13 protein-coding genes are annotated in these 14,562 nt (G+C 40.9%); 12 read left to right on the top strand and 1 reads right to left on the bottom strand.

Annotated elements, in window-relative coordinates; translation table 11 throughout:
* Positions 1 to 58: 58 nt before the first annotated feature.
* From rbfA to ACVCDT_RS05375, 4 genes are all read left to right on the top strand, one after another.
* Positions 59 to 487: a 30S ribosome-binding factor RbfA gene (rbfA, locus tag ACVCDT_RS05360; RefSeq protein ID WP_447131735.1), complete on the top strand. Its 429-nt coding sequence runs from the start codon at positions 59 to 61 to the stop codon at positions 485 to 487.
* A 5-nt stretch (positions 488 to 492) separates the two neighbouring features.
* The gene (truB, locus tag ACVCDT_RS05365; protein ID WP_447131736.1) at positions 493 to 1,452 is read left to right on the top strand and encodes a tRNA pseudouridine(55) synthase TruB; all 960 of its coding nucleotides are present in this window, start codon (positions 493 to 495) and stop codon (positions 1,450 to 1,452) included.
* A gap of 157 nt (positions 1,453 to 1,609) precedes the next feature.
* Entirely contained in the window at positions 1,610 to 1,879 is a 270-nt protein-coding gene (gene rpsO, locus ACVCDT_RS05370) for a 30S ribosomal protein S15 (RefSeq protein WP_447131737.1), read from the top strand.
* 166 nt (positions 1,880 to 2,045) lie between these two features.
* A complete protein-coding gene (locus tag ACVCDT_RS05375; protein WP_447131738.1) occupies positions 2,046 to 2,546 on the top strand; it encodes a prepilin-type N-terminal cleavage/methylation domain-containing protein in 501 nt (166 codons plus the stop codon).
* 128 nt (positions 2,547 to 2,674) lie between these two features.
* Here ACVCDT_RS05375 and ACVCDT_RS05380 read toward each other — a convergent pair whose 3' ends face one another.
* Positions 2,675 to 3,955: a citrate synthase gene (locus ACVCDT_RS05380; RefSeq protein WP_447131739.1), complete on the bottom strand. Its 1,281-nt coding sequence runs from the start codon at positions 3,953 to 3,955 to the stop codon at positions 2,675 to 2,677.
* Between the two features lie 443 nt (positions 3,956 to 4,398).
* Between ACVCDT_RS05380 and sdhC the strand changes: the two genes are divergently transcribed.
* The 8 genes from sdhC to sucD all read left to right on the top strand — a co-directional run bounded on the left by sdhC (position 4,399) and on the right by sucD (position 14,205).
* Positions 4,399 to 4,773 carry a succinate dehydrogenase, cytochrome b556 subunit gene (gene sdhC / locus ACVCDT_RS05385; RefSeq protein WP_447131740.1) on the top strand — a complete coding sequence of 125 codons (375 nt, stop codon included), beginning with the start codon at positions 4,399 to 4,401 and terminating at the stop codon, positions 4,771 to 4,773.
* Positions 4,767 to 5,114 carry a succinate dehydrogenase, hydrophobic membrane anchor protein gene (sdhD, locus tag ACVCDT_RS05390; protein ID WP_447131741.1) on the top strand — a complete coding sequence of 116 codons (348 nt, stop codon included), beginning with the start codon at positions 4,767 to 4,769 and terminating at the stop codon, positions 5,112 to 5,114. Before sdhC ends, sdhD begins: the two co-directional genes overlap by 7 nt.
* Positions 5,115 to 6,884 (top strand): succinate dehydrogenase flavoprotein subunit, encoded by a 1,770-nt coding sequence (gene sdhA, locus ACVCDT_RS05395; protein ID WP_447131742.1) that lies wholly within the window; start codon positions 5,115 to 5,117, stop codon positions 6,882 to 6,884.
* A 12-nt stretch (positions 6,885 to 6,896) separates the two neighbouring features.
* On the top strand, positions 6,897 to 7,607 hold the full coding sequence (locus tag ACVCDT_RS05400) for a succinate dehydrogenase iron-sulfur subunit (RefSeq protein WP_447131743.1): 711 nt from the start codon (positions 6,897 to 6,899) through the stop codon (positions 7,605 to 7,607).
* Between the two features lie 121 nt (positions 7,608 to 7,728).
* The gene (locus tag ACVCDT_RS05405; protein WP_447131744.1) at positions 7,729 to 10,557 is read left to right on the top strand and encodes a 2-oxoglutarate dehydrogenase E1 component; all 2,829 of its coding nucleotides are present in this window, start codon (positions 7,729 to 7,731) and stop codon (positions 10,555 to 10,557) included.
* A gap of 9 nt (positions 10,558 to 10,566) precedes the next feature.
* On the top strand, positions 10,567 to 12,048 hold the full coding sequence (odhB, locus tag ACVCDT_RS05410) for a 2-oxoglutarate dehydrogenase complex dihydrolipoyllysine-residue succinyltransferase (RefSeq protein WP_447131745.1): 1,482 nt from the start codon (positions 10,567 to 10,569) through the stop codon (positions 12,046 to 12,048).
* 118 nt (positions 12,049 to 12,166) lie between these two features.
* Positions 12,167 to 13,333, top strand: a complete 1,167-nt coding sequence (gene sucC, locus ACVCDT_RS05415) for an ADP-forming succinate--CoA ligase subunit beta (RefSeq protein ID WP_447131746.1) — start codon at positions 12,167 to 12,169, stop codon at positions 13,331 to 13,333.
* On the top strand, positions 13,333 to 14,205 hold the full coding sequence (sucD, locus tag ACVCDT_RS05420) for a succinate--CoA ligase subunit alpha (protein ID WP_447131747.1): 873 nt from the start codon (positions 13,333 to 13,335) through the stop codon (positions 14,203 to 14,205). Before sucC ends, sucD begins: the two co-directional genes overlap by 1 nt.
* Positions 14,206 to 14,562: the final 357 nt, after the last annotated feature.

A 14,562-nucleotide genomic window follows, 5' to 3' on the forward strand; every position in this document is an offset into this window, starting at 1 on the left:
AGGCTGCGGCCTCCGTTTTGTTTGTATCAGGTACAAGTAAGTATCAGGAGAATTAAATATGGCTAGAGAATTTTCTAGAACTGACCGTGTGGGTCAGCAAATTCATAAAGAAGTTGCCAGTATTTTACAAAATGAATTCAAAAACCGTGACCCAAGATTAGGCATGGTTACAGTGTCGGCCGTAGAAGTGTCGCGAGATCTTGCACATGCAAAAATTTATGTCACTTTTTTTGAAAATGACGAAGAACAAATCAAAAACTATTTAACCATACTGGATGATAACAAGGGGTTTATTCGTACTCTTTTAGCTAGTCGCATGCGTATGCGCGCAGTGCCAGCGGTTAAATTTGTACGCGACGGTTCATTAACTGAAGGTATACGTATTGCCAATTTAGTCAGTGAAACCTTAACGAAAGATGCAGAGCGTGCTAAACAAGCAGGCCGCTCACTTGAGCAAGAAAACTCTGATCAAGACGAGAAAAATTAGTCATTATGGGTAGAAAAAGAAAAGGCCGTGCAATTAACGGCATTATCCTACTTGATAAAGGTTTAGGATTGTCGTCTAACCATGCTCTACAACAGGTTAAAAGAATTTTTAATGCTGCTAAAGCAGGCCATACTGGGGCACTCGACCCACTAGCATCTGGCATGTTGCCTATTTGTTTGGGCGAAGCCACTAAGTTTTCACAATTCTTATTAGATGCGGATAAAACTTATCAAGTAACAGCCAAATTAGGGGTTCGCACTACCACCTCTGACGCTGATGGTGAGGTTGTTGAGCAAAAGGTGGTAGATGTTAGCCAAGCACAATTAATGCAGGCTGTAGAGCAGTTTAAAGGGCCCATTAAACAAGTGCCTTCTATGTTCTCAGCCTTAAAACATCAAGGTAAACCCTTATATTTTTATGCTAGACAAGGTATAGAAATTGAGCGTGAAGCTCGTGACATTACAATTTTTAGTTTAACTGTAGATAGGTTTGAAGCCGACGAAGTAGATATGACAGTGCACTGTAGTAAAGGCACCTATATTCGCTCGTTAGTAGATGATTTAGGCCAAGTGTTGGGTTGTGGGGCTTTTGTCAGTAAGTTGCATCGTACTCAAGTAACGGATTATCCAATTGAGCAAATGATCACAGTGGAAAATTTACAAGCTCTACGCGATAAAATTGACCCTGAGGTTGATGACTTACTCGACGATGTAACATTTGCTGAATTAGACAGTTTGTTATTGCCTATGGATTCAGCAGTGAAAACCTTAGATTGTGTTGAATTAGATCCTGTGGCAGAGGGCTTTTTTAGAAATGGTAACCCAGTAAACTATATGGGTAATAAAAGCTTTAAGCAAAACAGTTTAATTAGAGTCTACAGCCATACTAGCCAATTGTTTCTTGGTGTTGGCTTTATTGATCCTGATGCTAAAATTGCCCCTAAACGTACTGTGGTTTACAGCTAAAAGTAGAGTTAAAGAGCTGAATTTAAATAATCTGTTAATAAACCCAGAATAGGCCTTGTTATTAAGTAAGGCATAGCTATAATACGCGCTCTTTTTGGCTCGCTGAATTAGTGATTGGCGAGCTGTATCTTTAAACTCTTATTTATTGGAGAAGAATATGTCACTAAGTACACAAGAAACAGCGACTATAGTTGCAGAATATGGCGTTAAAGAAGGCGATACAGGTTCTCCTGAAGTTCAGGTTGCATTGTTAACGCACAATATCAATAAGCTTCAAGGTCACTTTGCTGATCATAAGAAAGACCACCACTCACGTCGTGGACTTCTACGTATGGTTAGCCAACGTCGTAAGTTACTTGATTACCTTAAAGGTAAAAACGTTGAACGTTATCAAGATCTTATTAAACGTTTAGGCCTACGTCGTTAATCGACTTAAGCTTATTAAAAAAAGACGCGAAAGCGTCTTTTTTTATGTCTGTTTGTTATCGAGGCAGTTTAAAATTTAGTGTAACACTTTGAATTTTATAAGAAGTTCAGATTTTTATGATATATAGTATTTGAAATCGTAGACAAGTTAATAATTAAGCAAATTAATGCAACAAAAGAACCAAGCTGGCTTCACCTTAATAGAGTTAATCATAGTGATTATTATCTTAGGTGTGTTGTCGGTAGTGGCAGCCCCTAAATTTATTGATCTAACCAACGATGCCATTGCCCCAGAATTAAATGCCATAAAAGGTGCAATTAAGTCAGCCAATACATTAGTTTATGCTAAAGCCATGATAGCTGGCCAAGAAAAACTAGAGTCGGGTAGTGTGACTATTAAAGGTCAAACGGTAAATACTACCTTAGGTAACATAGCTCCTTTAGGAGCCAATCTTATATTAACTTTAGATGGTAGTTTTGAACTTATGGTTAATGCCAATGATGAGATTACTGCCGATTGGGGAATTTATGATATTCCAGGTGGCAAATCTGTTTATGTAGTACCAAAAGGCTATGCGACTTTTGATAACTGTAACTTACTTTATAATGTTGATCCTAGTTTTAGCACAGAGCCAACCTTTTATAGTGTGACTTCAAGTGGTTGCTAAGCTATTGATTAACCAGTCGCGCAGGGTTCACCTGAATCGGCAAAGAGCGAAGAGTTGCGCTTAAGTTAGTTTTCGAATGCTTAAAAAAAAACGACCTAAACAGGTCGTTTTTTTATGCTAGGAAAAAATTATTTTTCGATTTTATTGTAAGGACGTTGTGCTTCACCAGTATATAACTGACGAGGACGACCAATTTTTTGTCCTGGTTGACTTAACATTTCGTGCCAATGAGATACCCATCCAACAGTACGTGCTAAGGCAAAGATACAAGTAAACATATTGGTTGGAATACCAATAGCTTTTAAGATAATGCCAGAATAAAAATCTACATTTGGGAACAGCTTTTTCTCAGCGAAGTAAGGGTCGCTAAGTGCTATACGTTCAAGCTCCATGGCTACATTCAGTAGTGGATCATCAATCTTAAGTTCGGCTAATACTTCGTGACAACTTTCACGCATCACAGTTGCGCGAGGGTCAAAGTTTTTGTAAACCCTGTGACCAAAGCCCATCAAACGGAAAGGATCTGATTTGTCTTTAGCTTTAGCAATAAACTCTGGAATGCGATCGACAGTGCCGATTTCTTCTAGCATGTTCAAACAAGCTTCGTTAGCACCACCGTGAGCTGGTCCCCATAACGACGCCACACCTGCAGCAATACATGCATAAGGGTTAGCACCAGAAGAACCCGCTAAACGTACGGTTGAAGTAGAAGCATTTTGTTCGTGATCTGCGTGTAGAATAAATATTCTATCTACCGCTTTAGCCACAGCAGGGCTAATTTTATAATCTTCAGCAGGGACAGAAAACATCATGTTTAGGAAATTTTCTGCGTAGCTCAAGTTATTTTTAGGGTAAACAAAAGGCTGACCAATATTGTACTTGTAACACATAGCAACCAAAGTTGGCATTTTTGCAACTAGTCTGTAGGCGCTACGTAAACGTTGCTCAGGGTCGTGAATGTCTAGATCATCGTGGTAAAACGACGCCATAGCCCCAACTGTGCCACATAACATAGCCATAGGGTGGGCATCACGTCTAAATCCACGGAAAAAGTTATTAACTTGATCGTGAACTAAAGTGTGACGTGTAATGGTATCTTTAAATGCTTTATATTCTTCAGAATTAGGGGTTTTGTCATGCAATAGCATGTAAACCACTTCAATATAATCTGCATCTCTGGCTAGTTCTTCGATTGAATAACCACGATGCAATAAAATGCCTTTAGCACCATCAATGTAAGTAATTGACGATTCACATGAGCCAGTGGCCATAAATCCAGGATCGTAAGTGAAGTATCCACTGGCGCCTAAAGAACGTATATCTATTACGTCATGGCCTGCTGTGCCAGATAAAATGGGAAGTTCTACTTCTTTGTCACCCGCTTTCAAAATGGCTTTATTATCCGCCATACACTGTTCTCCTCAGAATCATTTTATTTCTGTAAATAGCCTAATCAGCCATTTACTGGGGGGAAATCGGCGCTATTTGAACTTACAATGCCCATAAATGTCAATTTTAATGCGCTTTTGGTTAATATTTATTCTCTTTGATTATTGCACAAAAGCAAATAAATTTTCGGTATAGCTTGGTAGCAAATAATGTTAATCCATAAATTATTGCTAGTTATTTAGTCTACAGCTTAGTTATAAGCCATTAATAAAGAACAATAATTGTATTTGTTAGATTCGCTGGATATACTTCTGGGGCTTGCAGCGATTCAAATTGTAGCGTTTATTTTTACTTAACCTATTGTTTACAAAACACTAACAATGTGCAGTGGTTAAGCTAAGGTAAACATTCTTAGGTTTGAATCGAAATGTTTAACCACCTACGGGTATAAAGAGCGATAAACGTGAAAAAACAAAGACCAGTTAATTTACAACTCAATACTATTAGTTTTCCTCCCGCTGCTATTACTTCCATTCTTCACCGCATTACAGGCGTTGCATTGTTTTTTGCATTAATGTTTGTAATTTGGGCATGGGCAGTATCAGTTTCCTCTCCAGAAGGTTTTGTCCAAGTTCAAGAATGCATGACTGGACCTTTTGGTAAGTTCGTTGCAATTGGCACCATTTCAGCCCTGAGCTACCACATTTTAGGTGGGGTTAGGCACATGATTATGGATATGGGTCATTGGGAAGAACTAGAGTCAGGTGACCTTAGTGCTAAAGCCATTATAGCCTTGTGGATCATCTTAACTATCGTTGTAGGAGTTGTATTATGGTAACCGGTCAAGCAAGTTTAAAACGCAACGGCGTTCAAGATTTTGTCACTATTCGCGCTACTGCTTTAATTATGACAGCCTTTTCATTATTTATGACTTGGTTCTTCATTTGCACACCAGAAATTACTTTTGCCGTTTGGCAAGACTTGTTTTCTGGCTTAGCCATGAAAGTTTTCACTTTTTTAACCTTAGTTTCTATTATGTTTCACGTGCGCATAGGTATGTGGCAAGTGTTAACTGATTATGTAAAAGCGCCGGGCTTAAGAGCAGCGGTTCAATTTATTCTTAATATAATTGCATGTGTTTATGTGGTTATTGGTTTGTTTGTTTTGTGGGGTGTGTAAATGAGTATTCCTGTTCACGAATATGATGCAGTAGTAATTGGGGCAGGTGGTGCTGGAATGCGCGCTGCTCTACAAATTTCTGAGTCGGGCAAATCATGCGCCTTGTTGTCAAAAGTTTTCCCTACCCGTTCACACACAGTGTCAGCGCAAGGGGGCATTACTGTTGCTTTAGGTAATGCTCATGACGATAACTGGGAATGGCACATGTACGATACCGTTAAAGGGTCTGACTATATTGGCGATCAAGATGCCATTGAATACATGTGTAAAACTGGACCAGAAGCCATAATTGAAATGGAAAACATGGGTTTACCTTTTTCACGTTTCGAAAACGGCAAAATTTACCAACGTCCTTTTGGTGGCCAGTCTAAAGAGTTTGGTGGTGAGCAAGGTGCGCGTACCGCTGCTGCAGCAGACAGAACTGGACACGCTTTATTGCATTTGCTTTATCAACAAAACGTTAAAAACAAAACCAAAGTATTTAGTGAATGGTATGCATTAGATTTAGTCAAAAACCAAGACGGTGACGTAGTTGGTTGTACTGCTATTGATATTGAATCTGGTGAAGTGGTTTACTTTAAATCTAAAGCTGTGGTGTTAGCCACAGGTGGTGCAGGGCGTATTTATGCCTCTACTACTAATGCACACATTAATACTGGTGATGGTTTAGGTATGGCACTACGAGCTGGTGTACCTATGCAAGATATGGAAATGTGGCAATTCCACCCAACAGGTATAGCCGGTGCCGGTACCCTAGTGACAGAAGGCTGTCGTGGTGAAGGCGGGTACTTGTTGAATAAAGACGGTGAGCGCTTTATGGAGCGTTATGCACCTAACGCTAAAGACTTAGCTGGGCGTGACGTGGTTGCCCGTTCAATGATGACAGAAATTCGTGAAGGTCGAGGATTTGATGGTCCTCAAGGACCTCACTGTAAATTAAAACTCGACCATTTAGGTAAAGAAGTGCTTGAGTCTCGTTTACCTGGCATTTTAGAGTTGTCTCGTACCTTTGCTCACGTTGACCCGGTTAAAGAGCCAATTCCAGTTATCCCAACTTGTCACTATATGATGGGGGGTGTACCTACTAATGTTGATGGTCAAGCCTTGAGCATTGACGCTAACGGTAACGAAAAGCCAATTAAAGGTTTATTTGCTTGTGGTGAAATTGCTTGTGTATCTGTACACGGCGCCAACCGTCTAGGTGGTAATTCATTGCTTGATTTAGTGGTCTTTGGGCGAGCGACTGGTTTGCACTTAGGTCAAGCCATTGATGGTATCGATGCACGTGAAGCCTCTCAAGATGATGTAGATGCGGCTTTAGTTCGCTTTAATCGCTGGGAAAACTCAACCCCAGGTCAGGGTGAAGATCCAGTACAAATTAAGAAAGACTTGCAACAATGCATGCAATTAAACTTCTCGGTATTCCGTGAAGGTGAAGCCATGGCGACTGGTTTGAAAGAGCTAGGTGAAATCCGTGAGCGTCTGCAACATGCACGTTTAGATGACAAGAGTAACGACTTTAACACTATGCGTATTGAGTGTCTTGAATTAGACAACTTAATGGAAACCGCCTATACCACAGCTGTGGCATCTAACTTTAGAACCGAAAGCCGCGGTGCACATAGTCGTTTTGATTTCCCTGAGCGTGACGATGAAAATTGGTTATGTCACTCGGTATTCTTACCAGAGACAGAGTCGATGATTAAGCGTGAGGTGAATATGACACCTAAGTTACGTGAAGCCTTCCCACCTAAAGCAAGAACTTACTAGGAGTAACGACTAATGCAAATGAATTTCTCTGTTTACCGTTACAATCCTGATGTGGATAACGCACCGCGTATGCAAGATTACCAATTAGAGGTGTCTGAAGGTCAAGACATGATGGTACTTGATGCTTTAATTGCGTTAAAAGAACAAGATCCAACTTTATCTTTCCGTCGTTCTTGTCGTGAAGGTGTATGTGGTTCAGATGGTATAAACATGAATGGCAAAAATGGCTTGGCTTGTATTACGCCTTTGTCAGCCCTTAAAGGTTCGAAAATTGTTATTCGTCCTTTGCCAGGCTTACCTGTGGTACGTGATTTAGTTGTAGACATGACACAATTTTATACTCAGTATGAAAAGGTTAAGCCATTTTTAATTAATGATAATAACCAGCCGCCAGCGCGCGAGTTTTTACAAGCGCCAGAAGAAAGAGAAAAACTAGACGGACTATACGAGTGTATTTTATGTGCGTGTTGTTCGACTTCTTGTCCTTCATTTTGGTGGAATCCAGATAAGTTTATTGGTCCTGCTGGTTTGTTGCATGCCTATCGCTTTTTAGCCGATAGTCGTGATACGGCAACAGAACAAAGGTTAAATGATTTAGATGACGCTTTTAGTGTCTTTAGATGTCATGGCATTATGAACTGTGTGAGTGTTTGTCCTAAGGGATTAAACCCTACTAAGGCCATTGGTCATATTAAATCAATGCTGTTGAAACGAGCAGTGTAAGGATTATTCGCCAATTTACTGAGTGAAATTGGCGAATGTTTTTCGGTTAGTCACCGAATTAAATAATAGCGTGTGTTTTTTACACACATAATTGCAAGTCTGAATAACTCAAGGGACGACAATGCAACAAAGCGTGATGAAAGCATGGTGGGATTCCTCTCACATGGCTGGCGGTAACGCTACTTATATTGAAGAAATGTATGAAGCGTATCTTGACGATGCTCAAAGTGTGTCGCAAGAGTGGCGAGAAGTATTTGACAACTTACCTAAGCTCGACGGCGTTGAGGTTGAGTCTAGACACAGTCAAATACGTAATGAATTTCGCACATTAGCGGCTTTAGGGCCTGCTGCACGTTTAGGTTCTGGTGAATCAAGTGCACAGTCTTTAGGTGGCAGTGATGATAAACAAGTAAAAGTATTACAACTGATTAATGCTTTTAGGTTTAGAGGTCACCAACACGCAAATCTAGACCCATTAGAATTATGGAAACAACCTAGAGTAAGAGATCTAGAATTGTCACACCATAATTTGTCTGAGCAAGATTTTGATACCCATTTTAATGTGGGATCTTATGCTATTGGCAAAGAGTCTATGCCTTTAGGTGAATTATTTAAGTCACTTAATCGCACCTATTGTGGCTCAATCGGTACAGAATATATGCATATTACTGATACCGAGCAAAAGCGTTGGCTACAACAACGAATTGAGTCTGTTCAGGCTAAACCAGAAATATCTCGCGAAGAAAAAATTAGCATTTTAAAAGGGCTAGTTGCTGCAGATGGTATGGAAAAATACCTAGGCGCTAAATTCCCTGGTGCTAAACGTTTCTCCTTAGAAGGTGGCGACGCCTTAGTCCCCATGTTAAAAGGCCTAATAAAACACGCTGGTAGTTATGGTGCCAAAGAAGTGGTTATTGGTATGGCCCACAGAGGTAGAATTAATACCTTAGTGAACGTGTTAGGTAAAAATCCTTCTGTGTTATTTGATGAGTTTTCGGGTAAACACGATGATTCATTAGGTGCAGGTGACGTAAAATACCATGCTGGCTATTCGTCAGACTTTGCAACACCAGGTGGCAATCTGCATTTAGCTTTGGCGTTTAACCCATCTCACTTAGAAATAGTTAATCCAGTGGTTATTGGTTCGGTACGAGCACGTTTAGACAGACGTGGTTGCCGTGATGGGTCTCTTGTCCTACCTATTACTATTCATGGTGATTCGGCCATTGCTGGTCAAGGGGTAGTGCAAGAAACCTTTAATATGTCACAAACACGTGGTTTCCAAGTTGGCGGAACTGTGCGCATTGTGATTAATAACCAAGTTGGTTTTACTACCTCAAAAACCGAAGATACGCGCTCTACACAATACTGTACTGATATTGCCAAAATGGTTCAGGCGCCAATTTTCCACGTTAATGCTGATGATCCAGAAGCTGTGCTGTTTGTGACTAAGCTAGCGCTAGATTATCGTAATCAATTTAAACGTGATGTAGTGATTGATTTAGTTTGTTATCGCCGCCATGGGCATAACGAAGCAGATGAGCCAAATGCGACTCAGCCTTTGATGTATCAGAAAATCAAAAAACATCCTGTACCACGTAAAATTTATGCCGATCAATTGATTGCCGAAGGCACAATTGAAGCTCATGAAGTAGAAAAACTAGTGAGTGATTATCGCGCAGCCCTTGATCATGGTGCGTGTGTAGTAGAAGAATGGCGCCCAATGACTGAGCACTCAGTAGATTGGACTCCTTATCTAGGGCACGACTGGGATGTGAAATACGATGGTTCAATCAGCATTGAAAAGCTAGATGAACTTGGCAAAAAGTTATGTACTTTCCCGCCAGAGCATAAATTACAGTCTCGAGTGGCCAAGCTTTATAAAGATCGTGAAGCTATGGTTGCTGGTGAGAAACCCCTAGATTGGGGTATGGCCGAAAATCTGGCCTATGCGTCTATAGTTGATACTGGCAGTAATATTCGTATGACAGGTCAAGACTCAGGTCGAGGCACCTTCTTCCATCGTCATGCGGTATTACATAACCAAGTTGATGGTTCAGATTATATGCCTTTAGCTAATCTTCATGATAAGCAAGGCAACATTGAAATCTATGACTCGGTGTTATCCGAAGCTGCAGTCGTAGCTTTTGAATTTGGTTACGCTACAGCAGAGCCTGGAACGCTAACAATTTGGGAAGCGCAGTTTGGTGATTTTGCCAATGGTGCACAAGTGGTTATCGACCAGTTTTTAAGTTCTGGTGAAGCTAAGTGGGGCCGTTTATGTGGCTTAACTATGTTATTGCCTCATGGATACGAAGGGCAGGGGCCTGAACATAGTTCGGCGCGCTTGGAACGTTTTTTACAACTATGTGCCGATCATAACTGGCAGGTTTGTGTCCCTTCTACTCCAGCGCAGGTCTTTAATATGATCAGACGTCAAGCGATTAGACCTATGCGTCGTCCTTTGATCGTCATGTCACCTAAATCCTTATTACGTCACCCATTAGCTGTGTCTTCTAAAGAAGAATTAGCTGAAGGGGTATTTCATAACGTAATAGACGAAATAGATGACTTAAGCCCAAGCAAAATTAAACGTGTGGTGATGTGTTCAGGAAAAGTGTATTACGACTTGTTAGAACAAAGACGTAAAAATCAACAAACTGATGTAGCCATTATACGTATCGAACAACTTTATCCTTTCCCGCATGAGGAAATTGGACAAGTTGTAAGTAAATTTAAACAGGTTAAAGACTGGGTTTGGTGTCAAGAAGAGCCACAAAACCAAGGTGCTTGGTATTGTAGCCAGCATCATTTTTGGTCTGCCTTGCCTAAAGGTGCAACATTAACCTACGCAGGTAGAAAGGCGTCAGCGTCTCCAGCTGTAGGTTATATATCTATTCACAACCAACAACAAAAAGAGTTGGTTGATGATGCATTAACAATTAATTAAGGAACCAGTATGACAATAGAAATAAAAGTACCGGTATTGCCTGAATCAGTAGCTGATGCATCAATCGCTACCTGGCACGTTAAGGTTGGCGATAAAGTAAGCCGAGATCAAAATTTGGTAGATATTGAAACCGATAAAGTGGTTTTAGAAGTCGTTGCGCCGGCAGACGGAGTAGTGACAGAAATTATGCAAGGTGAAGGCGAAACCGTTTTAGGTGAACAAACCATTGCTAATTTTGAAGAAGGTTCAGGTGCGCAAGCGCCAGCAGAAAAGAAAGAGCAATCAACTCAACCCTCAGGTAATAAAGGTGAATCAGTGGAAATCAAGGTTCCTGTTCTGCCAGAATCGGTGGCAGATGCAACAATAGCAACTTGGCATGTTAAGCCAGGCGAAGCAATTTCTCGTGACCAAAACTTAGTGGATATCGAGACTGACAAAGTGGTGTTAGAAGTGGTTGCACCTGCAGACGGCTCACTCAGTGAAATTCTTTCACCTGAAGGGGAAACGGTAACGGGCGAGCAAGTTATTGCAAACTTTGTTGCTGGCGCAGGCGCCAGTGATGCAGCCAGCTCAGCTCCAGCAGAAAGTGCAGCTCAGTCTAATGAAGAAAACGACGCGCTTAGTCCTTCTGTACGTAGACTTCTAGCCGAAAAAGGCCTAGATGCTTCTAAAATCAAGGGCACGGGTAAAGGCGGTCGAGTCACTAAAGAAGACGTTGAAAAATCTTTACAAGCTCCCGCTGCAGCGGCGCCTCAAGCAGATGCTCAAGCAGCACCTGTTGCTATGGGTAACCGCACTGAAAAGCGCGTGCCTATGACACGTTTACGTAAAACCATAGCTACGCGTTTATTAGAAGCAAAAAATAGTACGGCCATGCTAACGACTTTTAACGAAGTTAACATGAAACCTATTATGGATTTACGCAAGCAATATCAAGAAAGCTTTGAAAAGCGTCATGGTATTCGTTTGGGCTTTATGTCTTTTTACGTAAAAGCCGTTACAGAAGCACTAAAACGCTTCCCAGAAGTAAACGCATCTATTGATGGTGATGACATTTGTTATCACAACTATTTTGATATCTCTATCGCTGTATCAACGCCGCGTGGTCTAGTAACGCCTGTGTTAAAAGACACAGACACACTAGGTATGGCTGGCATTGAAAGTGGTATCAGAGAACTCGCTATAAAAGGCCGAGACGGTAAATTAAGTATGGCCGACATGCAGGGCGGAAACTTCACTATAACTAATGGTGGAGTGTTTGGTTCGTTAATGTCTACGCCTATTCTTAATCTTCCTCAAAGCGCAATCTTGGGTATGCATAAAATTCAAGATAGACCTATGGCGGTTAATGGCAAAGTAGAAATACTGCCAATGATGTATTTGGCATTATCTTATGATCACCGCATTATCGATGGTAAAGAATCGGTAGGCTTTTTAGTGACCATTAAAGAAATGTTGGAAGATCCTACACGCCTATTATTAGACGTGTAACTTAATCGAGGCAGGTGATATTAGTATCACCTGCGTCTTCTTTGTCGTTGAATATACGACATATAAATAAGCGGCTTACCAGCGGCTTTTTTCTTAATTAAAACGGGTAAAAAAAACCATGAATTTGCATGAATATCAAGGTAAGCAATTATTCAGAGAATATGGCTTGCCAGTGTCTGAAGGTTTCGCAACAGACTCTCCAGAAGAGGCTGCAGCCGCAGCTGATAAAATTGGCGGAAGCGAATGGGTGGTTAAGTGCCAAGTACATGCTGGCGGACGTGGTAAAGCCGGTGGTGTTAAGTTGGTTAAAACCAAAGAAGAAATTAAAGCCTTTGCCGAAAACTGGTTAGGTAAAAACTTGGTTACTTTCCAAACTGACGAAAACGGCCAGCCTGTAAGCAAAATTTTAGTTGAGTCTTGTACTGACATTGCTGATGAATTGTATTTAGGTGCGGTTGTAGATCGTACTTCTCGTCGCATAGTGTTTATGGCTTCAACTGAAGGCGGTGTAGAAATTGAAACCGTTGCTCATGAAACGCCAGAAAAAATTCTTAAAGCTGAAATTGATCCTATTGTCGGTGCACAGCCATACCAAGCGCGTGAAATGGCGTTTAAATTGGGTCTTAAAGGCGTGCAAATCAAACAGTTCACTAAAATCTTCTTAGGTTTAGCGAAAATGTTTGTTGATTTAGATATTGCCCTAATCGAAATCAACCCACTAGTGATTAAAGCTGACGGTGATATGCATTGTCTTGACGCTAAAGTAGCCATCGATGGCAATGCTGCTTATCGTCAACCTAAAGTTGCGGCTATGCACGATCCATCGCAAGATGATGCCCGTGAAGCAGAAGCGGCTAAATGGGAGCTTAACTATGTAGCGCTAGACGGAAACGTTGGTTGTATGGTTAACGGTGCTGGTCTGGCTATGGGAACTATGGATATTGTTAACCTTCATGGTGGCAAACCTGCAAACTTCCTTGATGTGGGCGGCGGTGCAACTAAAGAGCGTGTGGCTGAAGCTTTCAAGATCATTCTTTCTGACAGCAATGTTAGCGCAGTACTAGTAAACATTTTTGGTGGCATTGTACGTTGTGACATGATCGCTGAAGGTATTATTGGTGCGGTTAAAGAAGTAGGTGTAAATGTACCAGTGGTTGTGCGTTTAGAAGGTACTAACGCTGAATTAGGTCGTGAAGTATTAGCTAAATCAGATCTTGATATCATTGCTGCAAGCAGTTTAACTGATGCTGCCAAGTTAGTTGTTAAAGCTGCGGAGGGCAAATAATGTCTATATTAATTAATAAGCACACTAAAGTTATCTGTCAGGGTTTTACTGGTGGACAAGGTACTTTCCATTCTGAGCAAGCTATTGCATACGGCACTCAAATGGTTGGTGGTGTCACCCCTGGTAAAGGCGGCACAACTCACTTAGACCTTCCTGTATTTAACACAGTACGCGAAGCTGTTGAAAAAACCGGTGCTACTGCATCTGTTATTTACGTACCAGCTGCATTCTGTAAAGATTCAATTGTTGAAGCTGCAGATGCAGGTATTGAATTGATCATCTGTATCACTGAAGGTATTCCAACAATAGACATGTTGTTTGTAAAAGAATACCTAACAGTTAAAGGTGTGCGTATGATCGGTCCAAACTGTCCAGGTGTAATTACGCCTGGAGAGTGTAAGATTGGTATTATGCCTGGTCACATTCACAAGCCTGGTAAAGTGGGCATAGTATCGCGTTCTGGTACTTTGACTTACGAAGCAGTAAAACAAACTACTGACGAAGGTTTTGGCCAATCTACTTGTGTAGGTATTGGTGGTGACCCTATTCCTGGTTCAAACTTCATTGATATCTTGAAATTATTCCAAGAAGATCCTGAAACTGAAGCTATCGTTATGATTGGTGAAATTGGTGGTTCTGCTGAAGAAGAAGCCGCAGAGTTTATCAAAGCAAACGTAACTAAACCTGTTGTGTCATACATTGCTGGTGTAACTGCACCTGAAGGCAAGCGTATGGGCCACGCTGGCGCAATTATCGCTGGCGGTAAAGGAACAGCTGATGAGAAGTTTAAAGCTCTAGAAGCGGCCGGTGTTAAAACGGTTCGTTCATTAGCAGATATAGGTAAAGGCTTAAGAGAAGTTACCGGTTGGTAATAGCTTGTTAGTTGAGTCACTTAAAAACCCGCCAATTTAGGCGGGTTTTTTATTTCAATTCTCCTTTCATTTATTCCGCGTTTTATGCTTTTGTTTTGCAAAATCTCATGCTTAAGTGAACAAAGATGTTTTTAACATAATTTTTATGTGATGTTCTGGCATACCCATAATTGTTAACCTTAGTTTAATTTTACTCATAGTCACCACTTAAAATTTTCAATGTAAACAATGGGTTATGTGTTTTTATTGGGTGCTCGTAAATAACTAAATTGTTGGCTTAATGTTAACTGATTGTTGTTCATTTTTCTGAATACGTATGCATAAAGTTGAGCATTTACAGGGCTTGCAGTTACTATC

Source organism: Paraglaciecola aestuariivivens (assembly GCF_052983255.1).

Bases quoted from the DNA above. Each gene is read 5' to 3' on its own strand.
- rbfA (WP_447131735.1), top strand. From the start codon at position 59: ATGGCTAGAGAATTTTCTAGAACTGACCGTGTGGGTCAGCAAATTCAT.
- truB (WP_447131736.1), top strand. From the start codon at position 493: ATGGGTAGAAAAAGAAAAGGCCGTGCAATTAACGGCATTATCCTACTT.
- rpsO (WP_447131737.1), top strand. From the start codon at position 1,610: ATGTCACTAAGTACACAAGAAACAGCGACTATAGTTGCAGAATATGGC.
- ACVCDT_RS05375 (WP_447131738.1), top strand. From the start codon at position 2,046: ATGCAACAAAAGAACCAAGCTGGCTTCACCTTAATAGAGTTAATCATA.
- ACVCDT_RS05380 (WP_447131739.1), bottom strand. From the start codon at position 3,955: ATGGCGGATAATAAAGCCATTTTGAAAGCGGGTGACAAAGAAGTAGAA.
- sdhD (WP_447131741.1), top strand. From the start codon at position 4,767: ATGGTAACCGGTCAAGCAAGTTTAAAACGCAACGGCGTTCAAGATTTT.
- sdhA (WP_447131742.1), top strand. From the start codon at position 5,115: ATGAGTATTCCTGTTCACGAATATGATGCAGTAGTAATTGGGGCAGGT.
- ACVCDT_RS05400 (WP_447131743.1), top strand. From the start codon at position 6,897: ATGCAAATGAATTTCTCTGTTTACCGTTACAATCCTGATGTGGATAAC.
- ACVCDT_RS05405 (WP_447131744.1), top strand. From the start codon at position 7,729: ATGCAACAAAGCGTGATGAAAGCATGGTGGGATTCCTCTCACATGGCT.
- odhB (WP_447131745.1), top strand. From the start codon at position 10,567: ATGACAATAGAAATAAAAGTACCGGTATTGCCTGAATCAGTAGCTGAT.
- sucC (WP_447131746.1), top strand. From the start codon at position 12,167: ATGAATTTGCATGAATATCAAGGTAAGCAATTATTCAGAGAATATGGC.
- sucD (WP_447131747.1), top strand. From the start codon at position 13,333: ATGTCTATATTAATTAATAAGCACACTAAAGTTATCTGTCAGGGTTTT.